Below are 23,598 nucleotides of genomic sequence, written 5' to 3'. Positions count from 1 at the left end.
CGTCACTCTGGCCCCACAATGGTCCGGTGCCCAGGTCCAAAGACGTTCCAGCAGACCGGTCCAAAACATCCGGGTCCGACTTCCTCCAGCTCAACGCCGCCGACGCCCCGGCGGGCGGCCTGTCCGACTGGCTGGCGCAGCGCCTGCGGCTCGCCGTCTCGGACGGCCGCCTCGCGGTGGGCGACCGGCTGCCCGCCACCCGTACGCTCGCCGAGGAACTGCGGGTCTCCAGGGGCGTGGTCACCGAGGCGTACCAGCGGCTGATCGAGGACGGGCACGCGGTCGGCCGCGGCCGCGCCGGTACGGTCGTCGTCGCCGCTCCCGTCGTCGCGGCGGCGCCGGCGCCCGCGCGTCCGGCCGGCCGGCTGCCGCCGGACGCGGTCTTCACCGCGGAACCCGGCGATGACGTCTTCGACACGGTGCGGGCGGCACCGGCCCGAATCGACCTCAGCCCCGGCACGCCCGACCTGGCCTCGTTCCCGCGCGCGGCGTGGCTGCGCGCGGAGCGCCGGGTCCTCGGCTCGCTCGCGGCCACCGGCTTCGGTTACGGGGACCCGCGCGGCGCGCCGGAGCTGCGGCACGCCGTCGCGAAGTGGCTGGCGCGCAACCGCGGCATCACCGTCGGCCCGGACGAGGTGCTGATCGTCTCCGGCACCGCGCAGACGCTCGGCCTGCTGGCCCGCGTGCTGGGCGACCGGGGGCTCGACGAGGTGGCGGTGGAGGACCCCGGGTCGCTCGGCGCCCGCCAGCACCTGCGGTACTGGGGGATGCGGACGCCGCCGGTGCCGGTCGACGCGGACGGCATCCGCGTCGACGACCTGCGGGCCTGCGGCGCCCGCGCGGTCGTGGTCACGCCGGCGCACCAGTTCCCGACCGGGGTGGTGCTCGGCGGCGGGCGGCGCCGCGAACTGATGCGCTGGGCGGCCGACGGCGGCGGCCTGATCATCGAGGACGACTACGACGCCGAGCACCGCTACGACCGGCCGCCGGTGCCCGCGCTGCGCTCGATGCTGCCCGAGCACGTCTGTTACGCGGGGAGCGTCTCGAAACTGCTGGCGCCCGCGCTGCGGACCGGCTGGGTCGTCGCGCCGCCGGAGCTGCACGGCGCGCTGGTGAACGCCAAGCGGTTCACCGACCTGGGGAACGCCGGGCTGCCCCAGCTGGTGCTGGCCGACCTGATGGAGACCGGTGAATTGGAGCGCCGGCTGCGGCAGTTGCGCAAGCGGCACCGGGCGCGCCGCGACGCGATGATCCGGGCGATCGGTACGTACCTGCCCGGCGCGGCCGTGCAGGGCGCGGCGGCGGGCCTGCACCTGACGATCACCTTCGACGCTGACTTCGCCGACACGGACCTGGCGGCGGCCGCGTTCGCCCGGGGCGTCAAGGCGCAGCCGCTGTCGTGGACCCGCCAGAGGCCGGGACGCCCCGGGCTGGTGCTGGGCTACGCCGCGAGCACGGCGACCGAGATCGCGGAAGGGGTGGCGGTCATCGGGAGCGTGCTGGCGTGAGCGTGTGCCGCCCGTCGGGCAGGCCGTACGGTACGGGCGGGGCGCGTCCAACCGGGGTGCGCCGGGCTCGTACGGCGTGTCGCGCGGCGCGTTTGTGCCGGTCCGACACGCCGTGGGTGTCCCCGGTTCCGCGGCGCCGACGCGGCGGAGCGCCGCCGGGGGCGCGCAGGCGCGGCAGCCGGCGCTGCCCGCAACCCTTTTCCGCTCTTGGAATCCCAGGTTCCACGGACCGGAGGCCACCGCTCGGCACGGAGACGCGCCGTCCCGCCATGAGCCGTACGGTCCCGGCCACGCGGCCGCGGAACGCGGGGCGGGAGCGCCGCGCGGTGTCCGTTCCCCGGTCCGCGCCCGGAGTTCACGTACCCGCGGCGCCCGGTCGCCGAACCCCGGGTACGCGTCAGGAAGCGGCGGGGGCGGACTCCTGCTCGGCCTCGACCTGCTGGTTCCAGACCTGCTTGGACGCCTGCCAGCCGTCCTCGTCGTGGCCGCGGCGCCAGTAGCCGGAGATCGACAGGGCCTCGCGCGGGATCTCGCGCTCGACGCGGAGCAGGGCGCGCAGCTCCTTCACGAAGCCGGCCTCGCCGTGCACGAAGGCATGCACCCGGCCCGCCGGGAACTCCAGCGCGCGCACGGCCGCGACCAGGCGCTCGCCGACCGGCGCGCCGCCGCGGTGCAGCCAGGTGATCTCGGCGCCGGCCGGGGCTTCGAGCTTCTGCTCCTCCTCCGGGCCCGCGACCTCGATGAAGGCGTGTACGGGTACGTTCTCCGGCATGCGGGCCAGGGAGGCGGCGATGGCCGGCAGCGCGCTCTCGTCGCCGGCGAGCAGGTGCCAGTCGGCGTCGGCGTCGGGGGCGTACGCGCCGCCGGGGCCGAGGAAGGGCACCTCGTCGCCCGGGCGGGCCTGTGCCGCCCACGGCCCGGCGAGGCCGGTGTCGCCGTGCACCACGAAGTCGACGGCCATCTCCCGCGCGTCCGGGTCCCAGCTGCGCACCGTGTACGTACGCGTCCTGGGCCACTGGTCGCGGGGGAAGGCGGCGCGGATCTCCGCGATGTCCAGCGGCTGCGGGTAGTCCACGCCGGGGACCGGGAAGACCAGCTTGATGTAGTGGTCGGTGTAGTCACCCGCCGAGAATTCCGCCAGGCCGTCGCCGCCCAGCACCACCCGCACCATGTGCGGCGTGAGCTGTTCGGTGCGCAGTACCTGCGCGTGAAGGAGTTTGGGCTTCTTGCGGGCCGGACGCTCTGTTGCCACGACGTTCTCCCCTGACACGATCATTGTTAGGTATACCTAACCTAACAGCTCAACCGTGCAGCGTCGTGAGAACCCTCTGCAATGAGCCACCAAGTCCCCATTGCTCCGCAAGTGCCGCAAGTCGTTCCGGATCGGCGGGCTCGCCGGGCAGCGCCGGGTCCACGTCCGGCAGCGGCACGTCCGTGGCGACGCGGACCACCTTCGGTGCCACCTCGACGTACGGGCGCGCCTCGGCCAGCCGCTTGCGCTGCGAGGGGGTGAGCTTGGCGGCCGGGTCGTCGACGGCGGCCATGATCCCGGCCAGGTCCCCGTAGGCGGCCAGCAGTTTCGCCGCGGTCTTCTCGCCGATGCCCGGCACGCCCGGCAGCCCGTCGCTGGGGTCACCGCGCAGCAGCGCCAGGTCCGCGTAGCCGCGGCCGTCCACGCCGTACTTCTCGCGCAGCAGTGCCTCGTCCGTCATCTGGAGGGTGCCGACGCCCTTGAGCGGATAGAGGACGCGGATGCCGCGCCGGTCGTCGGCCAGCTGGAACAGGTCGCGGTCGCCGGTGACGATGTCCACCGGGCCCGCGGCGCGCGCGGTGAGCGTGCCGATGACGTCGTCCGCCTCGTACCCCGCCGCGCCGGCCCGCGCGATGCCGATCGCGTCGAGCACCTCCTCGATCACCGGGACCTGCGGGGAGAGGGTGTCCGGAATCTCCTCCTCGTCCGGCTCCGGCGAGCCGGCCGGGGCTTCCTCGGCGACCCGGTGCGCCTTGTAGGAGGGGATGAGGTCGACCCGCCACTGCGGACGCCAGTCGAAGTCCATGCAGGCCACCAGGTCGTCGGGCCGGTGGTCCTGGACGAGCCTGGCGATGAAGTCGAGCAGTCCGCGCACCGCGTTGACCGGGGTGCCGTCCGGGGCCCTGACCGATTCCGGCACGCCGAAGTAGGCCCGGAAATAGAGGGAGGCGGTGTCGAGGAGCATCAGGCGTCGGGTCACACCCCGAATGATGCCGCACCCCGTGGTGCGGCGCCGGGCGCGGGCCGGTGCGGTTGTGAGGGATGTCACTGACGTGTTTGCGCTCGGCGAAAGGGGGCAGGCGCGCGGCCGGAGCGGACCGGTGGAAATTCAACATTTCCACCGGTTAACGGCGGGCCCGACCCGCGCCGCGCCACGACCTGCCAACGGGGGAGACGGGTCGTACTTCGGTTAATTCGAGAGGTGTATGTGGCCAGGCTGCAAGCCGAACACGTGTACAAAGTGTTCGGGAGACGACCCGAGGACGCGGTACGACGGCTCGAAGGCGGCGCCGGCCGCGACGAGTTGCGGGCCGACGGCACGACCGCCGCGGTGATCGACGCGTCGTTCTCCGTGGACGAGGGCCAGATATTCGTCGTCATGGGTCTGTCCGGATCCGGCAAGTCCACGCTGCTGCGAACCCTCAACGGGCTGCTGGAGCCGACTTCCGGGAGCGTCCGGTTCGACGGCCAGGACCTGACCTCGCTGAGCGCCAGGGAACTGCGCAAGGTCCGCTCCGAAAAGATCTCCATGGTCTTCCAGCACTTCGCGCTCTTCCCGCACCGCAGTGTGCTGGAGAACGCGGCGTACGGGCTGGAGGTGCAGGGCGTACCGCGCGCGGAACGCGAGAAGCGCGCCACCGAGGCACTGCACCTCGCGGGCCTCAAGGGCTGGGAGAAGTCCTGGCCTGACGAGCTGTCCGGCGGCATGCAGCAGCGCGTCGGGCTGGCCCGCGCGCTGGCCACCGACGCCGACCTGCTGCTGATGGACGAGTCCTTCAGCGCGCTGGACCCGCTGATCCGCCGCGACATGCAGGACCAGCTCCTGGAACTCCAGAAGACGCTGAAGAAGACCATCGTCTTCATCACCCACGACCTGAACGAGGCGATGCGCCTCGGCGACCGGATCGCCGTCATGCGCGACGGCCGGATCGTGCAGACCGGCAGCGCCGAGGACATCCTCCTCACCCCCGCCAACGACTACGTCGCCTCCTTCATCCAGGACGTCGACCGCTCCCGGGTGCTCACCGCGGGCGCCGTCATGGTCGACGCGGACGAGGTGCTGGGCGGCACGGCGGAGGACGGTACGGAGCTGCGTACGGCCGCCGACCTGCTGGCCGCGGCGCCCGCCACGGTCCACCGGGACACGCCGGTCGCGGAGCTGTTCGGGCCGTGCTCGACCGGCTCCGTGCCGGTCGCGGTGACCGGCGCGGACGGCGAGCTGGTCGGCGCGGTGCCCGCGCAGCGGCTGCTGTCCGTGCTCGGCGACGGCGGGTCCGCCGGGGGCCGGGAGGCGAAGGCGGCCGGGGCGCCGGCTCCGGAGGAAGCAGCCGTCCGGGATTCCGGCGGTGCCGCCGGGGACGGGCCGCGAGGCGAAGCGGGCGGCAAGCCCGAGAGCAAGGTGACCGCCGGTGCCTAGGATCAACGTCGGTTCCTGGGCCGACACCTGCGTCGAGTGGCTGCGCCACCACCTCACCTGGCTCTTCGACTTCGTCTCGCACGTCCTGACGGACATGTACAACGGCATAGAGGCGGTCCTGACCGCCCCGCAGCCGTTCCTGCTGATGGGCATTTTCGCGGTGCTCGCCTGGTGGCTGCGCGGCCTGCCGGCCGCCGTCCTCACCTTCGCGGGCTTCGCGCTGATCGACTCCGTCCGGCAGTGGGACGCCACCATGCAGTCCCTGTCGCTGGTGCTCGTCGCCTGCATCATCACCATCGTCGTGGCGGTGCCGCTGGGCATCTGGGCGGCCCGCAACCGCGCCGTCGGCGGCGCGCTGCGCCCGGTCCTGGACCTGATGCAGACGATGCCGGCGATGGTCTACCTGATCCCCGGCATCCTCTTCTTCGGCATCGGCGTGATGCCCGGCATGGTGGCGACCGTCATCTTCTCGATGCCGCCGGCCGTGCGCATGACCGAGCTGGGCATCCGCCAGGTCGACGGCGAACTGGTCGAGGCGGCGGAGGCGTTCGGTACGCACCCGCGCCGCACCCTCTTCCGCGTGCAGCTGCCGCTGGCGCTGCCCACGATCATGGCCGGTATCAACCAGGTCATCATGCTGGCGCTGTCCATGGTCGTCATCGCCGGCATGGTCGGCGCCGAGGGCCTGGGCTCGTCGGTCTACAACGCGGTCAGCTCCGTGAACGTGGCCCTCGGTTTCGAGGCCGGTCTCGCCGTCGTCATCCTCGCCATGTACCTGGACCGGATGACCGGCGCCCTCAACGAGCGGGTCTCGCCGCTGGGCCGCCGCGCGCTGGCCAAGGCGCAGGCGGCGCTGGGCGGCGCGAAGTTCCTGTACTGGAAGCCCGGCACGTCCGTGGCGATGGTCGGCGTGGTCGTGCTCGCGCTGGTCGCGGGCGGCCTGAACGTCTTCGGCAAGGAAGGCACCAAGACCGACGGCGGCGGCCGCCCGATCACCCTCGGGTACGTCAACTGGGACGAGGGCAAGGCCACCACGTACCTGTGGAAGGAGATCCTCGAACAGCGCGGCTTCAAGCCGAAGGCGCAGGCCCTGGAGGCCGGCGCGCTGTTCACCGGGCAGGCCCGCGGCGACATCGACGTGCAGACCAACGCCTGGCTGCCCACCACGCACGCCGAGTACTACAAGAAGTACCAGGACAAGCTGGAGGACCTCGGCGCCTGGTACGACAAGACCTCGCTGGAGATCGCGGTCCCGTCGTACATGAAGGACGTCAAGACCCTCGACGACCTCAAGGGCAGGGCGGGCGAGTTCGGCGGCAAGATCACCGGCATCGAGCCGGGCGCCGGCGAGATGAAGATCCTCAAGGACAAGGTCCTGAAGGACTACGGCCTGGAGGGCGAGTACAAGGTCGCCGAGTCCAGCACCGCGTCCATGCTCACCGAGCTGGACCGCGCGTACGCGGCGAAGAAGCCGATCGCCGTCACGCTGTGGTCGCCGCACTGGGCGTACGACAAGTACGACCTCACCAAGCTCGAAGACCCCAAGAGCTCCTTCGGCTCCGGTGACGGCCTGCACCTGCTGGGCCGCAAGGGCTTCGCCAAGGACGAGCCCGAGGTCGCCCGGTGGATGAAGAACTTCCACCTGGACGAGAAGCAGCTCACCAGCCTGGAGAACGAGGTCAAGAGCGCCGGCGAGGGCCACGAGCAGGACGGCGTGCGCAGCTGGCTGAAGAAGAACCCGGGCCTGGTGGACAAGTTCGCCCCCTCCGCGAACGCCACGTACGCCAAGGGCAAGGACGCGGGCGCCGCGCCGAACATCGGCTACCCGGCGTGGGACGAGGGCATCGCCACCACGTACCTGTGGAAGAACGTCCTGGAGAAGCGCGGCTACAAGCCGGACATCCGCAACCTGGACGTCGGCCCGATGTGGACCGGCCTGTCCAGCGGGCAGATCGACGTCGAGTTCGACGCCTGGCTGCCGGTCGCGCAGAAGCAGTACTGGGACCAGTACAAGAACGACCTCGTCGACCTCGGCGCGTGGTACGACAAGACGTCGCTGGAGATCGCGGTGCCGTCCTACGTCAAGGGCGTCAAGACGCTGGACGACCTGCGCGAGCACCGGGACGAGTTCCAGGGCAAGATCATCGGTATCGAGCCGGGCACCGGCGAGATGAAGCGCCTGAAGGACACCGTCGCACCCGCGTACGGCCTGGAGGACTTCCAGGTCACCGAGGCCGGCACCAGCTCCATGCTGGCCGAGCTGGACCGCGCCTACGCCAAGAAGGAGCCGGTCGCGGTCGTGCTCTGGTCGCCGCACTGGGCGTACAGCAAGTACGACCTGACCAAGCTGGCCGACCCGCGGCACACCTGGGGCGACAACAACCAGATCAAGTCGCTGGGCCACCAGAGCTTCCCGGAGAAGTTCCCGGAGTTCGACGGCTGGCTGAAGAACTGGAAGATGTCACCCGAGGAGCTGGGCAGCCTGGAGAAGGAGATCCAGGACGCCGGCAAGGGCCACGAGAACGACGGCGTCGAGAAGTGGATCGAAGCCCACCCGGGCATCGTCGACAAGATGGCGCCGGTGAAGTGAGGCGCCGAACACACCGCAAGTGAGGCGCCGAACGCACCGCACGGGCCCCGCCCCCGGCTGTACGGCCGGGGACGGGGCTTTGTGCGTCGGGCGCGGCCCCGCCCGCGTACGGTGGGGTGATGACGACCGGTCAGCGCCGCGCCCCGCGTGTGGTCTCCCTCGTGCCCTCGCTCACCGAGGCCGTGGCCGCCACCGCGCCCGAACTGCTCGTCGGCGCGACCGACTGGTGCAGCCACCCCGCCGGACTGGACGTCCCGCGCCTCGGCGGCACGAAGAACCCGGACACCGCCCGCATCGCCGCCCTCGCGCCCGACCTCGTCCTCGCCAACGAGGAGGAGAACCGGGCCCCCGACCTCGGCGCGCTGCGGGCCGCCGGTCTGGACGTCATGGTCACCGAGATCCGCAACCTGGACCAGGCGCTGCGCGAACTGGACCGGGTGCTGGTGCGCGGCTGCCGGCTGCCCAGGCCCGGCTGGCTGGACGACGCGGCGGACGCCTGGCGGGACGTACGGGCCGGGACGGCGGACGCGCGCGGCGCGGTGGTGCCGATCTGGCGGCGGCCCTGGATGGTGCTGGGCCGGGACACGTTCGCGGGCGACCTGCTCGCCCGTCTGGGTGTGACGAACCTGTACGCGGACCACGCCGACCGGTACCCGCGCATCCCGGTCGACGAGCTGAACGGGCGCGGCGCCGACTTGGTGGTGCTGCCGGACGAGCCGTACCGCTTCACGGCGGACGACGGCCCCGAGGCGTTCCCGGGGCTGCCGTCCGCGCTGGTCAGCGGGCGCCATCTGACCTGGTACGGGCCGTCGTTGGCCGAGGCGCCCGGGGTGCTCAGGGCCGCGCTGGACGCGGCGCGCTGACCGCCGCCACCGGCTTCTCCCGCGGCGGCGCCAGAAGCTGACCGCGCGCCAGGCCCAGGGCGGTGCGCACGCCCGCCACCAGCCACGCCGCCACCAGGACGGCGAACAGCCCCACCGCGAGCCAGGTGTAGGCCGTCAGCCCCGTGTGCCGGGCCAGGCCCGCGGCGCCCGTCACGCACGTGCCGACCGGGAAGGTGAACCCCCACCAGGTCATCGAGAACGTCATCCCGGCCCGGAAGGCCCGTACGACCAGCGCCGTCGCCAGCGCCAGCCACAGCAGCGCGAAGCCCGTCACCGGCACGCCGTACAGCAGCGCGAAGCCGCTCATGGCCTGCGCGTACCCGGCGCCCACCGTGCCGGGCGCGGCGTCGGCGAGGTTGTTCACGGCGGTCGTGGACTGGCCGAGCGGCCCCAGGACGAGGAACAGCGTCGGGGTCAGCGCGAGCGGCAGCGGGCCGTGGTGGATCAGCCGGGCCAGGACCAGCGGCAGCACCAGCAGGGTGGCCAGCAGCGACATCCCGAACAGCGCGTAGCAGGCGAGCAGCATCGCCTCCCGCCACTGCCCGGCCGGCAGGTGCGGCACCAGGCCGGGCCCGAGCGCGGCCGACACCATCGGCGCGACCAGCGGCAGGATCCAGACGGGGGAGGCGGCGCCGGCCTCGATCCGGTGCCGGGCCACCATGAGGTACGGGACCGCCGTGGCCGCCGCGAGCCCGATCGCCGTACCGGCGCACCACAGGACCGCGTCGGCGGCGACGGCCGCCCGCTCGCCGAGCACGTCGGGGCCGACGGCGAGCGTCCCGCCGCCGACCGCCAGCAGCGCCATCGCCAGACAGCCGTAGAACGGCGCCACGGCGGGATCCAGGAGGTGCTGCCGCGCCTGGTCGCCGTGGCGCAGCCAGTGCGCGGTACGGGCGGCCAGCAGGACCGCCAGCAGGACGGCGGAGAGCGCCCAGACCGCGACGTACGCGCCGCGCAGGCCAGGGGAGTGCAGCGGCAGGGCGGCGCCGGCGTTGGCGACGATGGCGGTGCCCATGACGGCGGCGTACCAGTTGGGGCCGAGGTGGCGCAGCGCGGGGGGCGCGCCGGGGGAGCGGGTGGAGGTGCGGGGGCCGGAATCCGCCGGGGACTGCGTCAGGGTTGCCATGGTCCCAGAGTCGGCGGGGACGCCGCCGCCCACCAGGGGCCTCGTACCTATGGGGACATAAGGTGGGGTTATGGCCAGTGTGAACGAAGAGCGATCCGAGGCGGGTGCGGCCACCCCGCTCTCGCACCGCGTGCCCGACCTCGGCGCGCTGGAACTGCTGCTCGCCGTCGCCCGGCTCGGCAGTCTCGGCCGGGCGGCGCGCGAGCGGGGCATCAGCCAGCCCGCCGCGAGCAGCCGGCTCCGCTCGATGGAACAGCAGCTGGGCGTCGCCCTCGTCGAGCGCTCGCCGCGCGGCTCGCGGCTGACGGACGCGGGAGCGCTGGTCACGGACTGGGCGCGGCGGGTGGTGGAGGCCGCGGAGGCGTTCGACGCGGGCGCGCAGGCGCTGCGGGGGCAGCGCGACTCGCGGCTGCGGGTCGCCGCCAGCATGACCATCGCCGAGTACCTGCTGCCCGGCTGGCTGATCGCCCTGCGCGCCCAGCGCCCCGGCACCGCCGTGTCCCTGCTGGCCGGGAACTCCGCCGCGGTCGCCGGACGCCTCCTCGCGGGCGAGGCCGACCTCGGGTTCGTGGAGGGGCTGCACGTGCCCGCCGGACTCGACGGCGCGGTCGTCGGCCACGACCGGCTCGTGGTGGTCGCCGCGCCGTCCCACCCCTGGGCCCGGCGCCGTACGCAGCTGACGCCGGCCGAACTGGCCGCGACGCCGCTGATCCTGCGCGAACGCGGCTCCGGCACCCGCCAGGTCCTGGACGCGGCACTGGCCGGGCACGGGGGACTGGCGGCGCCGCTGCTGGAACTGGCCTCCACGACGGCGGTGAAGGCCGCGGCGGTCAGCGGCGCGGGCCCCTCGGTGCTGAGCGAACTGGCCGTGGGGGAGGAACTGGCGGCCCGGCGGCTGGTCGAGGTCCCCGTCCTCGGCACGCGCTTCGGCCGCGACCTGCGCGCCGTCTGGCCGGCGGGCCACCGCCCGGCGGGCCCGGCCCGCCACCTGCTGGGGCTGACCCGGGCCCTGCCGTGACCGCGGATCGGGTCAGCGGTCGGCCTGGTACGCCGCGTCCGCGGCGGTGGCCGTCCTGCCGTCGGGGGCGGTGTAGGTGAGTGTGCGGTCCCCTCTGATCTGGAAGACGTTGGTGGGCCGCTGACGGTTCTGGGGGTTGCAGACCGCGACCGGGACGGTGAAGACGGTCTGGTACCGCGACCCGTCGGGCATGGACACCCGCGTCACGAAGGTGACCACCCCCTTCTTGGCGGGATGGCTGCCGTTCGGCGCCTCGAAGAACCAGAATCCGTCCGCCGTCGCGGAGGAGTTCGTCGGCACGACCGTCATCGAGTTGCCCGCGTTGAACTGCACGGTCCGTACCTTGGTGCCGTCCTGGGTGTACGGCTTGGACAGCTCGAACGGTGCCCTCCCGCCCTCCTGCGGGGCCTGGATGAAGTCGTTTTCGCTGCCCGCACACTGCCTGGGGGCGGCCACGGCGGCGGAACCGTACTGGGTGAGGAAGCCGAGGGCCAGCACGGAGGACAACCCCACGGCGGCGGCGGACTTCAGGTGGCGTCGGTATGTCATGGCGGAACCCACTTCCGTCGGAAGGACAGCACGAGGCCGGGCTTTGCCGCGCACGGCGAAGCTCCGCGGCGTTGACGCAGGTCAGCGCCGGTGCAGCGAGCGTATCCAGGGTTCCGGCGGGGATGACATCGCCGAATCGTGTGGGTTTGCCGACGCAATTTGCAGCCATACGGGGGGCTTCTAGAAACCGCTTGCCGCCCTCACCAGCGCGTCCATCAGGCGGGTGTCGTCCCCGGCCTCCGGATGCCATTGGACGGACAGCACGAAGTGATCCGCCTCCGGGAGTTCCAGGGCCTCGATGGTGCCGTCCGCCGCGTAGGCCGAGGGCCGCAGGCCGCGGCCGAGGCGGTCCGCGGCCTGGTGGTGGTAGGTCGGCGCGGACACCGCCTCCGGCAGCAGCTCGGCGAGGAGGGTGCCCGGCTCCGGCTTGACCTCGTGGTGGCCGAAGACCCCGACGGGGCCCCGGTGGCCGTCGACATGCTGGACGAGCGTGCCGCCGAGGGCCACGTTCAGCAGCTGAAGGCCGCGGCAGACGCCGAGCAGCGGGAGCCGCGCGCGCAGCGCGGCGTCGATCAGGGCCAGCTCCCAGGCGTCCCGTTCGCGGGCCGGCGGGTCGGTACGGGGGTCCGCCTCGGCTCCGTACCGTGCGGGTTCGACGTCCGGGCCGCCCGCGATCACCAGCCCGTCCAGGCGCGCGACGACCGCCGCCGCGGTGCCGGGATCCCCGGGCGGCAGCAGGACGGCGAGGCCGCCGGAGCGCTGTACGAGGCGGTGGTAGCCGGCCGGGAGCACGGCGGCGGGCAGCGACCAGATGCCCCAGCGGGCTTCGTCGGTGAGGTAGGTGGTGACGCCGATGAGGGGGAGTGACTGGGCCACTGGGCCTCCGATGTGTGTGTAGGTGCGGGGTACCGCCTCCGGCGGCGGTGGTCAGTCGCGTCGCAGCTCCGCCTCGGCCGCCGCCAGCGCCGCGAACTCCTCCTCCGGCGCCGCCGCCACCAGCCGGTGCCGGGAGTAGAAGGCGAAGTAGGCCAGCGCGACGGCGTAGACACCGAGGGCGATGAACGCGGCCTCCTTGTCGACGAGGAACGTGGCCACCAGCGCGGCACAGGCGAGGACGAAGGCGGCGGACGAGGTCAGGACGCCGCCGGGGGTGCGGTACGGGCGGTGCAGCCGCGGTTCGCGGCGGCGCAGCACGAGGTGCGAGAGCGCCATCAGGGCGTAGGAGATCGTGGCGCCGAACACCGCGATGTTGAGCATGCGGGCGCCGTCGCCGGTCGCCGCGGCCAGCGCGAAGCCCAGCGCGCCGGGGACCAGCAGCCCCAGGTAGGGGGCCTTGCGGCGGTTGGTGAGGGAGAGGAAGCGGGGCAGGTAGCCGGCCCGGGAGAGGGCGAACAGCTGCCGGGAACCGGCGAAGATGAGGGAGAAGAAGGATGCCACCAGCCCGGCGAGGCCCGCGTAGTTGACGATGCGGGAGACGGTGGTGGGCTCGCCGCGCGGTTGCAGCGCCTGGACCAGCGGGTCGCCGGCGGACTGGAGGGCGGCGGAACCCCGGGCGCCGGTCGCGGCGACGAAGGTGACCAGGGCGAGCAGCAGCAGGATGCCCATCGCGGCGGCCATCGCCTTCGGCAGCGTACGGGCCGGGTCCCTGGCCTCCTCGGCGGCCAGCGGCACGCCCTCGACGCCGAGGAAGAACCACATGCCGAACGGGAACGCCGCCCAGATGCCGAGGACGCCGAACGGCAGCCAGGAATTGGCCCCGAACGCACCGGAGTCGACGGGAATGTCGTCCAGCGAGCCGACGTGGAAGTCGCTGAGCGCCCCGAACGCGAAGACGACGACCGCGGCGACCGCGACGGCGGTGACCACCAGGCTGAAGCGCAGCGCCTCGCCCACGCCCCACAGGTGGATGCCGGTGAAGACCGCGAAGCAGGCCAGGTAGACGGGCCAGCCGGAGGCCGGCCCGGGCAGGCCGAGGGACTCGGCGTAGTCGCCGATGAAGATGGCGATCGCGGCGGGCGCGAGCACGTACTCGATGAGGATGGCCGTGCCGGTCAGGAAACCGCCCCAGGTGCCCAGCGCGCGGCGGGCGAAGCCGTAGCCGCCGCCGGCCGTCGGCAGGACGGAGGCCAGTTCGGCGAGGGCGAAGACCAGGCAGGTGTACATCAGGCCCATGAGGACGGCGGCGATCGCCAGGCCGCCGAATCCGCCGTGCGCCAGACCGTTGTTCCAGCCGGAGAAGTCGCCGGAGACGACATAGGCGACGCCCAGGCCGGTGAGCAGGAGCGGGCCGGCGCTGCCGCTCCGCAGGGCGCGCCGCTCCAGGTACGCGTCGTGCGGTGCGGGGGTGCCGCCCGCGGTGGGGGAGGGCGGTGCGGTGCGGGGATCGGTGCTGTCGGCCATGAGCCGCTCCTGCCTCGCCGAGGGGGTGGGTGGGGGGAAGCGCATCAAAGGTTTGGCCGCACACCTTTGCGTCACCGTGCGGCCGAGCGCAAGCCCCCTGCGTAAAAGACTGGTTACGAAGGCGGCCCCGTCAAGAAGCCCCGCAGCAGGGCCGCGGTGCCGCGGCAGTGCTCGCGCATCACCTCGCGCGCGCCGTCCGCGTCGCCCTCCAGCACCGCCTCGACCAGGGCGGTGTGCTGCGCCTGCGAGTGCTCCAGGTTGCGGACCAGCAGCGGGATGCAGTCCAGCAACTCGTTGACGCCCGCGCGCACCGCGGCGTACTGCGCCGCCAGCGACGGCGAGCCGGACAGCTCCGCCAGCGTCAGGTGCAGCAGCGTGTCCCGCCGCCGGTAGTCCGCCAGCGGCGCGTCGTGGGTCGCCGCCAGCGCCTCGCGCAGCCGCCGCGCCTGCGCGTCGTCCAGCCCGTGCGCGGCACACAGCCCGGCGGCGCCCGCCTCCAGCACCTCGCGGAACCGCAGCGTGTCCTCGACGTCCACCTTCTCGACGCGGCGCCGCAGTTCCTCCTCGCCCGCGGTCTCCGGGCGCGGTCGTACGAACGTGCCGCCGTACCGGCCGCGCCGGCTCTCCACCAGGCCCTCGTCCTGGAGGACCTTGAGCACCTCGCGCAGCGTCACCCGGCTGATCTGCAGCCGCTCCGCCAACTCGCGCTCCGCGGGCAGCCGTTCGCCGCCCGGCACCAGGCCCAGCCGGACGATCTGGAGTATCTGCTCCAGCGCCTCCTCGAAGCCGTTGCCCGCCCGCACCGGCCGCAGCACGGGCGCCAGCCGGTCGGCGCCGCCCGCCCCCCGGCCGTCCGTCACGCCATCCCTCGTACCGTCCACCGAGCCCCCTTCCCAACCAATGGTTCGCGGCCCTACCTTATGACCTCCGGATGCAGCGACAGGAGGCACCACCGTGGCAGACCGCACGCCCCCGCTCTCCGTCGAGGAGCTGAGACGGCTCGTCGACGCCGGGAAGATCGACACTGTCGTCCTGGCCTTCACCGACATGCAAGGCCGGCTCACCGGCAAGCGGTTCGCCGCCCGGCACTTCCTCGACGAGGTGCTGGAGCACGGGACCGAGGGCTGCAACTACCTCCTGGCCGTGGACGTCGACGTCAACACCGTGCAGGGCTACGCGATGTCCTCCTGGGAGCGCGGCTACGGCGACTTCGCCCTGCACGGCGACACCGCCACCCTCCGCCGCACTCCGTGGAACCCCGGAACCGCCCTGCTCACCGCCGACCTCGCCTGGCACGACGGCTCGCCGGTCGCCGCCTCCCCGCGCCAGATCCTGCGCCGCCAGCTCGACCGGCTCGCCGAGCGGGGCTGGAGCGCGTACGCGGGCACCGAGCTGGAGTTCATCGTCTTCCGCGACACCTACGAGGACGCCTGGAACCGCGGCTACCGCGGCATGACCCCCGCCAACCAGTACAACACCGACTACTCCGTCCTCGGCACCGGACGCGTCGAGCCGCTGCTGCGCCGCATCCGCAACGAGATGGGCGCCGCCGGGATGACCGTGGAGTCCGCCAAGGGCGAGTGCAATCTCGGCCAGCACGAGATCGCCTTCCGCTACGACGAGGCGCTGACCACCTGCGACCAGCACTCCGTCTACAAGACCGGCGCCAAGGAGATCGCCGCCCAGGAGGGCATGGCGCTGACCTTCATGGCCAAGTACGACGAGCGCGAGGGCAACTCCTGCCACATCCACCTCTCGCTGCGCGACGAGGCCGGGCAGCCCGTGCTGGCCGACGACTCGGGCCCGTACGGCATGTCGCAGGTCATGCGCCACTTCCTGGCCGGACAGCTCGCCGCGCTGCGCGACTTCACGCTCTTCTACGCCCCCAACATCAACTCCTACAAGCGCTTCCGGGCCGGCTCCTTCGCCCCCACCGCCGTCGCCTGGGGGCCGGACAACCGCACCTGCGCGCTCCGCGTCATCGGCCACGGCCCCGGCCACCGCCTGGAGAACCGCCTGCCCGGCGGCGACGTCAACCCGTACCTCGCGGTCGCCGCCATGGTCGCCGCGGGCCTGTACGGCATCGAACACGAACTCGAACTCCCCGAGGCGTGTACGGGCAACGCCTACACCGGCGACGCCACCCACGTACCCGCCACCCTGCGCGAGGCCGCCGCCGCCTGGGAGGCGAGCCCCATCGCCCGCGAGGCGTTCGGCGACGAGGTCGTCGAGCACTACCTCCACATGGCCCGCGTCGAACAGGACGCGTACGACGCCGCCGTCACGGACTGGGAGCGCTTCCGCTCCTTCGAGCGCATGTAAGGAAAGCTGCGACGTGTTGCAAGAGCTGCGCATCATCAACCCGGCGACCGAGGAACTGGAAGCCGTCGTCCCCGTCACCACCCCCGCCGAGGTGGACGCCGCGGTCCGGCGGGCCGCCGCGGCGCAGGAGAAGTGGGCCGCGCTGCCGCCCGGCGACCGGGCGCGCGTACTGCGGCGGTTCGCCGAGGCCGTACGGGACAACGTCCCCGCGCTCGCCCGGCTCGAACTGGCCGAGGCCGGGCACCCCCTGGGCAACGCCGAGTGGGAGGCGAACAACGTCGCCGACCTGCTGCACTACGCCGCCGGGGGAGTGGAACGGCTGACCGGCCGGCAGATCCCCGTAGCCGGAGGCCTGAACATCACCCTTCAGGAGCCGCTGGGCGTCGTCGCCGTCATCGCGCCCTGGAACTTCCCGATGCCGATCGCCGCCTGGGGCACCGCCCCCGCGCTCGCCGCCGGCAACGCCGTCCTCCTCAAACCCGCCGAGACCACCCCGCTCACCGCCCTGCGCCTCGCCGGATACGCGCTGGAGGCGGGCCTGCCCGAGGGCCTGTTCCAGGTACTGCCCGGCGAGGGCGCGGTCACCGGCAACGCCCTGGTCGAGCACCCCGGCGTCGCCAAGGTCGTCTTCACCGGCTCCACCGCCACCGGCCGCGGCATCGCCGCCAAGTGCGCCGCGCAGACCAAGCGGCTCACCCTCGAACTCGGCGGCAAGAGCCCCAACATCGTCTTCGCCGACGCCGACATCGAACGCGCGGCGGCCGCGGCCCCCGGCTCCTTCCTCGACAACACCGGCCAGGACTGCTGCGCCCGCAGCCGCATCCTCGTCCAGCGCCCGGTCTACGACCGCTTCATGGAGCTGCTGGAGCCCGCCGTGAAGGCGTTCGTCGCGGGCGACCCGGCCGACCCGGCGACGCGGATGGGCCCGCTGATCTCCGCGGCCCAGCGCGAGCGCGTACGGTCCTACGTCTCCGAAGACGCGCCCGCCGCCATCCGCGGCGAGGCTCCCAAGGGCAAGGGCTTCTGGTACCCGGCCACCGTCCTGGAAGGCCGCCCGGACGACCGCACCGCCGTCGAGGAGATCTTCGGCCCGGTCGCCGTCGCGATCCCCTTCGAGGACGAGGCCGACGCGGTCCGCCTCGCCAACGCCACCGACTACGGCCTGTCCGGCTCCCTCTGGACCCGCGACGTGGGCCGCGCGCTGCGCGTGTCCGGCGCGGTCGCGGCAGGCAACCTCTCCGTCAACTCCCACAGCAGCGTCCGCTACTGGACCCCGTTCGGCGGCTACAAGCAGTCCGGCCTCGGCCGGGAGCTGGGCCCGGACGCGCTGGCCGCCTTCACCGAGACCAAGAACGTCTTCATCAGCACCGAGGAGAGCTAAGTGACCGACCAGACCCCCGCGGCCACCGGCGCCGGCGCGTCCCCCGTGTGCCGCCGCCTCGTCGGCCGCACCGCCGTCATCACCGGCGCCGGCAGCGGCATCGGCCTGGCCACCGCCCGCCGCCTGGCCTCCGAGGGCGCCGACGTGGTCTGCGCCGACATCGACGAGACGTCGGGCAAGGCCGCCGCCGAAGAGGTCGGCGGCACCTTCGTCCAGGTGGACGTGACCGACTCCGACCAGGTCGCGGCGCTGTTCAAGACCGCGTACGACACGTACGGATCGGTCGACGTGGCCTTCAACAACGCCGGTATCTCGCCCGCCGACGACGACTCGATCCTCACCACGGGGCTGGACGCCTGGAAGCGCGTCCAGGAGGTCAACCTCACCTCCGTCTACCTGTGCTGCAAGCACGCGCTGCCCTACATGCGGCGCCAGGGCAAGGGCTCGATCATCAACACGGCGTCCTTCGTGGCCGTGCTGGGTGCCGCCACCTCGCAGATCAGTTACACCGCGTCCAAGGGCGGCGTGCTGTCGATGTCCCGCGAGCTGGGCGTGCAGTTCGCCCGCGAGGGCATCCGGGTGAACGCGCTGTGCCCGGGTCCGGTGAACACCCCCCTGTTGAAGGAACTGTTCGCCAAGGACCCGGAGCGGGCCGCGCGCCGCCTGGTGCACGTTCCGGTCGGCCGGTTCGCCGAGCCGGAGGAGATCGCGGCCGCGGTCGCCTTCCTCGCCAGCGACGACTCCTCCTTCGTGAACGCTGCCGAGTTCCTGGTGGACGGAGGGATCGCAGGGGCGTACGTCACACCCGTGTAGGCCGCAGCCTTCTTCGCGGATACAGTCCGAAGATCACCCCGGGACCGGTGCCCCGGCGCGCCGGTCCCGGGGTTTTTCTGCCCGCAGGAACGTCACTGCCGACATTCCGCCCCAATCACCGGAGAACCATGCGCACCAGACACGCCCTCGCCCTGGGACTCGCCACCGCCGCGACCGTCACCACCCTCGCGGCCACCGGCCCCGCGGTCGCCGCGCCCGCGCACCCCGCGAAGGCCCCGGAGCGTACGAGCTGTCCGCAGCTCTCCAAGAACATCAAGTGGTACGGAGACAACCGCGCCAAGATCCAGCGCATGATCGACGAGCGCGGCAGCTGCTCACACCCGAAGCCGGGCCCCGAGGGCCGCCCCGTCGCCGCCTTCGACTGGGACAACACCGTCGTCAAGAACGACATCTCCGACGCCACCCTCGCCTGGTCGCTCCGGCACGACAAGATCCTGCGGCCCAAGAGCTGGAAGTCCACCAGCCCCTGGATGACCACCGCCGCCGACCGCGCCCTGACCAAGGCGTGCGGCACCTCCGTACCCGCCGGCCGACCGCTGCGCACCTCGAAGAACGCCGCCTGCGCCGACGAGATCATGGAGATCCGCGGCAAGGCCCGCACCATGGACGGCCAGGCCGCCTTCGCGGGCGAGTGGAACCACCGCCGCACCAAGCCCGAGTACGCCTGGATCCCGCAGCTGTTCGCCGGCCTGACCCCGGCCCAGGTCTCCTCGTACGCCCAGCAGGCCCGCACCGAGAACCTCGCCGCGCCCATCGGCGCGAAGCAGACCGTCGGCACCCACCAGCTGGCCGGCTACATCCGCTACTACGACCAGCAGAAGGACCTGATCCGCACCCTCAAGGCGGCCGGCTTCCAGGTCTACATCGTCTCCGCGTCCTCGGAGACCATCGCCGAGGCCTGGTCCGGCGGCGTCGGCGTCGACCGCGCGCACACCATCGGCGTCCGCAGCCTGGTGAAGAACGGCCGGTTCACCACCGGCATCCGCGGCTGCGGCGACGTCAAGGACGGCCACGGCGAGGTGCTGCCGTACATGGACGGCAAGCGCTGCCTGATCAACCAGGAGATCTTCAAGATCAAGGGCGCCGAGGCGTGGCGCTTCCAGGACCCCGCGCACCGCATCGCGCTCGGCGGCGGCGACGCCAACACCGACGTCACCTTCGTCAACGACGCGACCGGCGTGCACCTGGCCGTCAACCGCAACCAGCCGGAACTGATGTGCCGCGGCTACGACAACGCCGACGGCCGCTGGGTGGTCAACCCGATGTTCATCGAGCCGCTGCCGCAGAAGTCCGGTACGTACCCCTGCGCCACCACCGGCTACACCAACACCGACGGCGGCACCGGCCCGGTCCGCCGCCCCGACGGCACGGTCGTCCCCGACCAGCGGGACCGCGTCCACGCCTGACCGGCACGCGGGGAGGGCGGCCTACAGGAAGGTGCGGCCCTCCCCGCGGTACGTCGGCACCGTCGCCACCACCCGGTCGCCCTCGACCAGCTGCAGCTCCGCGAACCGCTCGCACATCTCACCGGCCTTCGCGTGCCGGAACCACACCTTGTCGCCCAGCCGCAGCCCGTCAGCGGCCGCCCCCAGCAGCGGCGTCTGCACCTCGCCCGCCTCCTCCTGCGGGTCGTACCGCAGCCCCTCGGGCAGATACGGCACCGGCGACCGATCCCGTCCCGCCACGCCCGATGCCGGATAGCCACCGCCCAGCACCGTCACCACTCCACCCCCCGGCCGCCGCACCGCCGGCTGCGCGAACACCGCCGCCGGGCGGCCCGTGAACGACCGGTAGTTGTCGAACAGCCGCGGCACGTACAGCCCCGACCCGGCCGCCACCTCCGTCACCGCCGCCTCCGCGACCGTGTACTGCACGCTGCCCGTGCCGCCGCCGTTGACGAACTCCAGGTCCGGCGCCTCGGCCCGCACGGCCCGCACCACTTCCCACCGCCGCCGCGCCAGCTCCCGGCGCGCCGCGGCCTGTACCGCCCGTACGGCCCGCGACCGCAGCGGATGCCCGGCGACCGCGTCGCCCACACCCGCCACATGCCCCTCGTACGCCATCAGGCCCACCACCCGGAACCCCGGACGGCGCGTCACCGCGCGGGCCAGCGCGGCCACCTGCTCCGGCCGGCTCAGCGGCGACCGCCGCGCGCCGACCCGCACCCGCCCGCCCAGCGGCCGGAAGGCGGTGTCCCACTCCAGGCACACCCGCACCTCCTCGCCGCCCCCCGCCGGACGTGCCGCGTCGATCAGCTCCAACTGCGCCACGTCGTCGACCACGACGGCCACCGCCGCCGCCAGCTTCGGATCGGCGGCCAGCTCCGCGAAGCCCGCCCGGTCCGCCGACGGATAGGCCAGCAGCACGTCCTCGAACCCCGACCGGGCCAGCCACAGCGACTCGGCCAGCGTGTAGCTCATCACCCCGGCGAAGCCGTCCCGCGCCAGCGCCCGCTCCAGCAAGGCCCGGCACCTGACCGACTTGCTCGCCACCCGCACCGGCTTGCCCTGCGCCCGCCGCACCAGATCGGCGGCGTTGGCGTCGAACGCCCCGAGGTCCACGACGGCCAGCGGCGCGTCGAGATGGGCGGTGGCCCGGTCGAAACGGGCCCGGTCACCGGCTGCGTCGCACGAGTACGGGGACATGGCCGCAGCCTGCCAGAAGGCCCTACAGGTGGGTAGGGGGTGAGAACGCGACAGACCGGACGCGGGGCGGCCCCGGTACGGCGGCGAGTTGGAGCACCGGCGGCGGCAGCCCGTAGAGTGGCGGACGCCGCAACCAGCAGGTCAGCGGCGTGATGTCCGGATACGAACCACCCTGCCCCGATTGCTGGTCGGGCCGGGGAACACAGGCGCGAGGGGGAGCGCGGGTGAGCACCGAAGCCGATTACGCCGACGCGCATCGCCTTCCTCCCGTCCCGCCCCAGCCGCCCGTGCCGGCGCCCCCCGCCGAGGACCCGCACACCGCCGTCCTGCGCCCCGTGCCGCCGGAACGCCCCGCGAAGCCGGGCCTCGGACCGTTGCCGCCCGCGACACCGCCCGCCCCGCGCGCGGCAGGCAACCCGTCCCCGGCGAACATCCCGCCCCGCCCCGCCCACACACCGGGCACCATCCCGGCAGCGCCCCCCGCCGCCCCGCCGCGTACGGACCAGGCGCCCACGCCCCCGTCCGTCCCGCCCCGGGCCCCGGCGGACCGTTCCGCCACGCCCCGCGACACCGCGGCCTTCCACCTCGCCAACAGCGAAGCGCTCTGGAACGGCCCCGGCGACGCGCGTACGGGCAGTGCCGCCGCCGCGCCACCGCGCCCCACCCGGCCGCCGGCGGCGCCGCCCGCCGACACCCTCCGGCCGCTCACCGGCCCGCCCGTACCGCCGGCCGCTGCTTCGCACCGCCCCGTGCGGCGCGGCGTGCTCGCCGCCGCCGGGCTGGTGCTCGGCCTCGGCCTCGTCGTGGGCGCCGCCGCCGGCAGCTGGCTCGCCGGCGACGCCGACGGCAGCCCCGCCGCCGAGGCCGTCTTCGCCCAGGGCCGCGAGGTGTGGCACAGCACCCCCGTCGACACCCTCTTCCCCCGTACCCTCAACGGCCTCGGCACCGGCCCCGGCGGCGCGGACCGCACCTGGACCCGCATCGCCGTCGCGCCCGACAGCGGCTGCGCCGGCGCGTTCGACCCCCTGCTGGCCAAGGCACTCGCCCCGGTGGGCTGTGAACGCCTCGTACGCGCCACCTACGTCGACGCCACCCGCACCAACGTCGTCACCGCCGGCGCCGTCACCACCAAGGCCGACCACTCCGCGATGCAGGACCTCCGCCGCCGCTTCGCCGCCGAGCACCTCGACACCCGTACGGACCTGATGCCCCGCCCGCACGCCGCCAAGGACACCCCCGCCGCGAAGTTCGGCCCCGCGCAACGCGCCAGCTGGAGCATCAAGGTCCTCGGTGACCTGCCCGTCGTCGTCTACGCGGTCTCCGGCTTCGCCGACGGCCGCCCCGTCACCGACCCGCAGCCCGCCGCCGAGGCCACCCGCGGCGGCGCCACCACCGCCCCCGCCGAATCCGGGCTCGGCCACGACGCCAAGGCCGTCACCGACCGGACCGAGCAGGCCTTCCGCAAGCAGGCCGCCAAGGCCACCACGGAGCCGAAATGACCAGGCCCCTGCTGCGCGCCGCGGGCGTCGCGCTGTCCGCAGCCGCGCTGACCGTGCTGCCCGCCCTGCCCGCCCACGCCGACGGCATACGTGCCCAGGAATGGGCGCTGAAGGCCCTGCACGCCCAGGACGCCTGGGAGACGACCAAGGGCGACGGCATCACCGTCGCCGTCCTGGACACCGGCGTCGACGCCGACCACCCCGACCTCCAGGGCCAGGTACTGCCCGACAACGACCTGGTCGGTTTCGGAGCGAGCCCGGGCGACAGCGCGTGGGCGGAGCACGGCACCGCCATGTCCGGCATCATCGCGGGCCACGGCCACGGCGCCGACCGGGCCGACGGCGTCGTCGGCGTGGCCCCCGAAGCCAAGATCCTCCCGGTCCGCGTCATCCTCGAAGACAGCGACCCGCAGCGCCGGCGCGCCCGTACGGAACGCGCCGGTGCCCTCGCGGACGGCATCCGCTGGGCCGCCGACCACGGCGCCGACGTGATCAACCTGTCCCTCGGCGACGACAGCAGCTCCGCGCACCCCGAGCCGCGCGAGGACGCCGCCATCCAGTACGCCCTGGGCAAGGGCATTCCCGTCATAGCCTCGGCCGGCAACGGCGGCAAGGACGGCGACCACGTCTCCTACCCCGCCGCCTACCCCGGCGTGATCGCCGTGACCGCCGTCGACCAGTGGGGCTCCCGCGCCAACTTCTCCACCCGCCGCTGGTACGCCACGGTCTGCGCGCCCGGCGTCGGCGTCGTCATCGCCAACCCGGACCGCAAGTACTACGAGGGCTGGGGCACCAGCGCCGCGTCCGCCTTCGTCTCCGGCGCGGTGGCACTCGTCCGCTCCGCCCACCCGGACCTCAGCCCCGCCCAGATCAAGAAGCTCCTCACCGACACCGCGCAGGACGCCCCGGAAGGCGGCCGCAACGACGAGCTGGGCGCCGGCATGGTCGACCCGGCCGCCGCGATCAAAGAGGGCGGCGCCCTGAAACCGACCCCCCAGAAGCCCGAAGCGGCCGCCTACGCAAAGCCCTACTTCGGCCAGGGCCCGACCGCCGCCACATCCGACGGCGACGACACCTGGCTCCCCTGGACGGCCACGGCAGCGGGCCTGGCCCTGATAGCCGCATCAGCAGCCTTCTGGCGCACCCGCCACCACTGACCACCAGCAAAGCGGCC

At 73.4% G+C, this 23,598-nt stretch carries 19 protein-coding genes; 11 read left to right on the top strand and 8 right to left on the bottom strand.

Going from position 1 to position 23,598, the window contains the following annotated elements:
- Positions 1–26 precede the first annotated feature (26 nt).
- Positions 27–1,508 (top strand): PLP-dependent aminotransferase family protein, encoded by a 1,482-nt coding sequence (locus tag ACH4K4_RS15795; protein WP_398167718.1) that lies wholly within the window; start codon positions 27–29, stop codon positions 1,506–1,508.
- Between the two features lie 397 nt (positions 1,509–1,905).
- Here the strand turns inward: ACH4K4_RS15795 and ACH4K4_RS15790 are convergent, their stop codons facing one another.
- Together ACH4K4_RS15790 and ACH4K4_RS15785 are read right to left on the bottom strand one after the other, a co-directional pair.
- Positions 1,906–2,760 (bottom strand): siderophore-interacting protein, encoded by an 855-nt coding sequence (locus ACH4K4_RS15790; protein WP_398167717.1) that lies wholly within the window; start codon positions 2,758–2,760, stop codon positions 1,906–1,908.
- A 49-nt stretch (positions 2,761–2,809) separates the two neighbouring features.
- Positions 2,810–3,724, bottom strand: coding sequence for a 5'-3' exonuclease H3TH domain-containing protein (locus ACH4K4_RS15785; RefSeq protein ID WP_398168023.1), 915 nt, complete (start codon positions 3,722–3,724; stop codon positions 2,810–2,812).
- A gap of 243 nt (positions 3,725–3,967) precedes the next feature.
- On the opposite strand from ACH4K4_RS15785, the gene ACH4K4_RS15780 reads away from it, so the two are divergent.
- The 3 genes from ACH4K4_RS15780 (at position 3,968) to ACH4K4_RS15770 (ending at position 8,629) form a co-directional block, all read left to right on the top strand.
- Positions 3,968–5,176, top strand: a complete 1,209-nt coding sequence (locus ACH4K4_RS15780) for a glycine betaine/L-proline ABC transporter ATP-binding protein (RefSeq protein WP_398167716.1) — start codon at positions 3,968–3,970, stop codon at positions 5,174–5,176.
- Positions 5,169–7,766 carry an ABC transporter permease/substrate binding protein gene (locus ACH4K4_RS15775; RefSeq protein ID WP_398167715.1) on the top strand — a complete coding sequence of 866 codons (2,598 nt, stop codon included), beginning with the start codon at positions 5,169–5,171 and terminating at the stop codon, positions 7,764–7,766. Before ACH4K4_RS15780 ends, ACH4K4_RS15775 begins: the two co-directional genes overlap by 8 nt.
- A gap of 119 nt (positions 7,767–7,885) precedes the next feature.
- Positions 7,886–8,629, top strand: a complete 744-nt coding sequence (locus ACH4K4_RS15770) for a helical backbone metal receptor (RefSeq protein WP_398167713.1) — start codon at positions 7,886–7,888, stop codon at positions 8,627–8,629.
- Here the strand turns inward: ACH4K4_RS15770 and ACH4K4_RS15765 are convergent.
- Complete coding sequence (locus tag ACH4K4_RS15765; RefSeq protein ID WP_398167712.1) at positions 8,601–9,776, bottom strand: TDT family transporter; 1,176 nt, start codon at positions 9,774–9,776, stop codon at positions 8,601–8,603. The genes ACH4K4_RS15770 and ACH4K4_RS15765 overlap by 29 nt on opposite strands.
- 70 nt (positions 9,777–9,846) lie before the next feature.
- Between ACH4K4_RS15765 and ACH4K4_RS15760 the strand changes: the two genes are divergently transcribed.
- Complete coding sequence (locus ACH4K4_RS15760; protein WP_398167711.1) at positions 9,847–10,794, top strand: LysR family transcriptional regulator; 948 nt, start codon at positions 9,847–9,849, stop codon at positions 10,792–10,794.
- A gap of 12 nt (positions 10,795–10,806) precedes the next feature.
- On the opposite strand, the gene ACH4K4_RS15755 is transcribed toward ACH4K4_RS15760, so the two are convergent.
- The 4 genes from ACH4K4_RS15755 to ACH4K4_RS15740 all read right to left on the bottom strand — a co-directional run bounded on the left by ACH4K4_RS15755 (position 10,807) and on the right by ACH4K4_RS15740 (position 14,603).
- Positions 10,807–11,343, bottom strand: a complete 537-nt coding sequence (locus ACH4K4_RS15755) for a hypothetical protein (protein ID WP_398167710.1) — start codon at positions 11,341–11,343, stop codon at positions 10,807–10,809.
- Positions 11,344–11,523: 180 nt separating this feature from the next.
- Positions 11,524–12,219 (bottom strand): gamma-glutamyl-gamma-aminobutyrate hydrolase family protein, encoded by a 696-nt coding sequence (locus ACH4K4_RS15750; RefSeq protein ID WP_398167708.1) that lies wholly within the window; start codon positions 12,217–12,219, stop codon positions 11,524–11,526.
- A 51-nt stretch (positions 12,220–12,270) separates the two neighbouring features.
- Positions 12,271–13,743, bottom strand: coding sequence for an ethanolamine permease (gene eat / locus ACH4K4_RS15745; protein ID WP_398167706.1), 1,473 nt, complete (start codon positions 13,741–13,743; stop codon positions 12,271–12,273).
- A 113-nt stretch (positions 13,744–13,856) separates the two neighbouring features.
- Positions 13,857–14,603, bottom strand: coding sequence for a FadR/GntR family transcriptional regulator (locus ACH4K4_RS15740; protein WP_398167704.1), 747 nt, complete (start codon positions 14,601–14,603; stop codon positions 13,857–13,859).
- 94 nt (positions 14,604–14,697) lie between these two features.
- Between ACH4K4_RS15740 and ACH4K4_RS15735 the strand changes: the two genes are divergently transcribed.
- From ACH4K4_RS15735 to ACH4K4_RS15720, 4 genes are all read left to right on the top strand, one after another.
- Complete coding sequence (locus tag ACH4K4_RS15735) at positions 14,698–16,065, top strand: glutamine synthetase family protein (RefSeq protein ID WP_398167702.1); 1,368 nt, start codon at positions 14,698–14,700, stop codon at positions 16,063–16,065.
- A 13-nt stretch (positions 16,066–16,078) separates the two neighbouring features.
- Positions 16,079–17,446: an aldehyde dehydrogenase family protein gene (locus ACH4K4_RS15730; protein ID WP_398167701.1), complete on the top strand. Its 1,368-nt coding sequence runs from the start codon at positions 16,079–16,081 to the stop codon at positions 17,444–17,446.
- The gene (locus tag ACH4K4_RS15725) at positions 17,447–18,259 is read left to right on the top strand and encodes a 3-oxoacyl-ACP reductase (protein ID WP_398167699.1); all 813 of its coding nucleotides are present in this window, start codon (positions 17,447–17,449) and stop codon (positions 18,257–18,259) included.
- A 128-nt stretch (positions 18,260–18,387) separates the two neighbouring features.
- The gene (locus ACH4K4_RS15720; RefSeq protein ID WP_398167698.1) at positions 18,388–19,686 is read left to right on the top strand and encodes a haloacid dehalogenase-like hydrolase; all 1,299 of its coding nucleotides are present in this window, start codon (positions 18,388–18,390) and stop codon (positions 19,684–19,686) included.
- Between the two features lie 21 nt (positions 19,687–19,707).
- On the opposite strand, the gene ACH4K4_RS15715 is transcribed toward ACH4K4_RS15720, so the two are convergent.
- Complete coding sequence (locus ACH4K4_RS15715) at positions 19,708–20,925, bottom strand: alanine racemase (protein ID WP_398167696.1); 1,218 nt, start codon at positions 20,923–20,925, stop codon at positions 19,708–19,710.
- 224 nt (positions 20,926–21,149) lie between these two features.
- Here ACH4K4_RS15715 and ACH4K4_RS15710 point away from each other — a divergent pair, with 224 nt between their 5' ends.
- Positions 21,150–22,424, top strand: a complete 1,275-nt coding sequence (locus ACH4K4_RS15710; protein WP_398167695.1) for a hypothetical protein — start codon at positions 21,150–21,152, stop codon at positions 22,422–22,424.
- Positions 22,421–23,581, top strand: a complete 1,161-nt coding sequence (gene mycP, locus ACH4K4_RS15705; RefSeq protein WP_398167694.1) for a type VII secretion-associated serine protease mycosin — start codon at positions 22,421–22,423, stop codon at positions 23,579–23,581. Before ACH4K4_RS15710 ends, mycP begins: the two co-directional genes overlap by 4 nt.
- Positions 23,582–23,598 lie beyond the last annotated feature (17 nt).

It is taken from the genome of Streptomyces sp. NPDC017529, from assembly GCF_044329785.1.
Lineage (GTDB): Bacteria > Actinomycetota > Actinomycetes > Streptomycetales > Streptomycetaceae > Streptomyces.
Note: the sequence above shows the minus strand (reverse complement) of the source record. Positions and strands in the feature narration are given on the sequence as shown.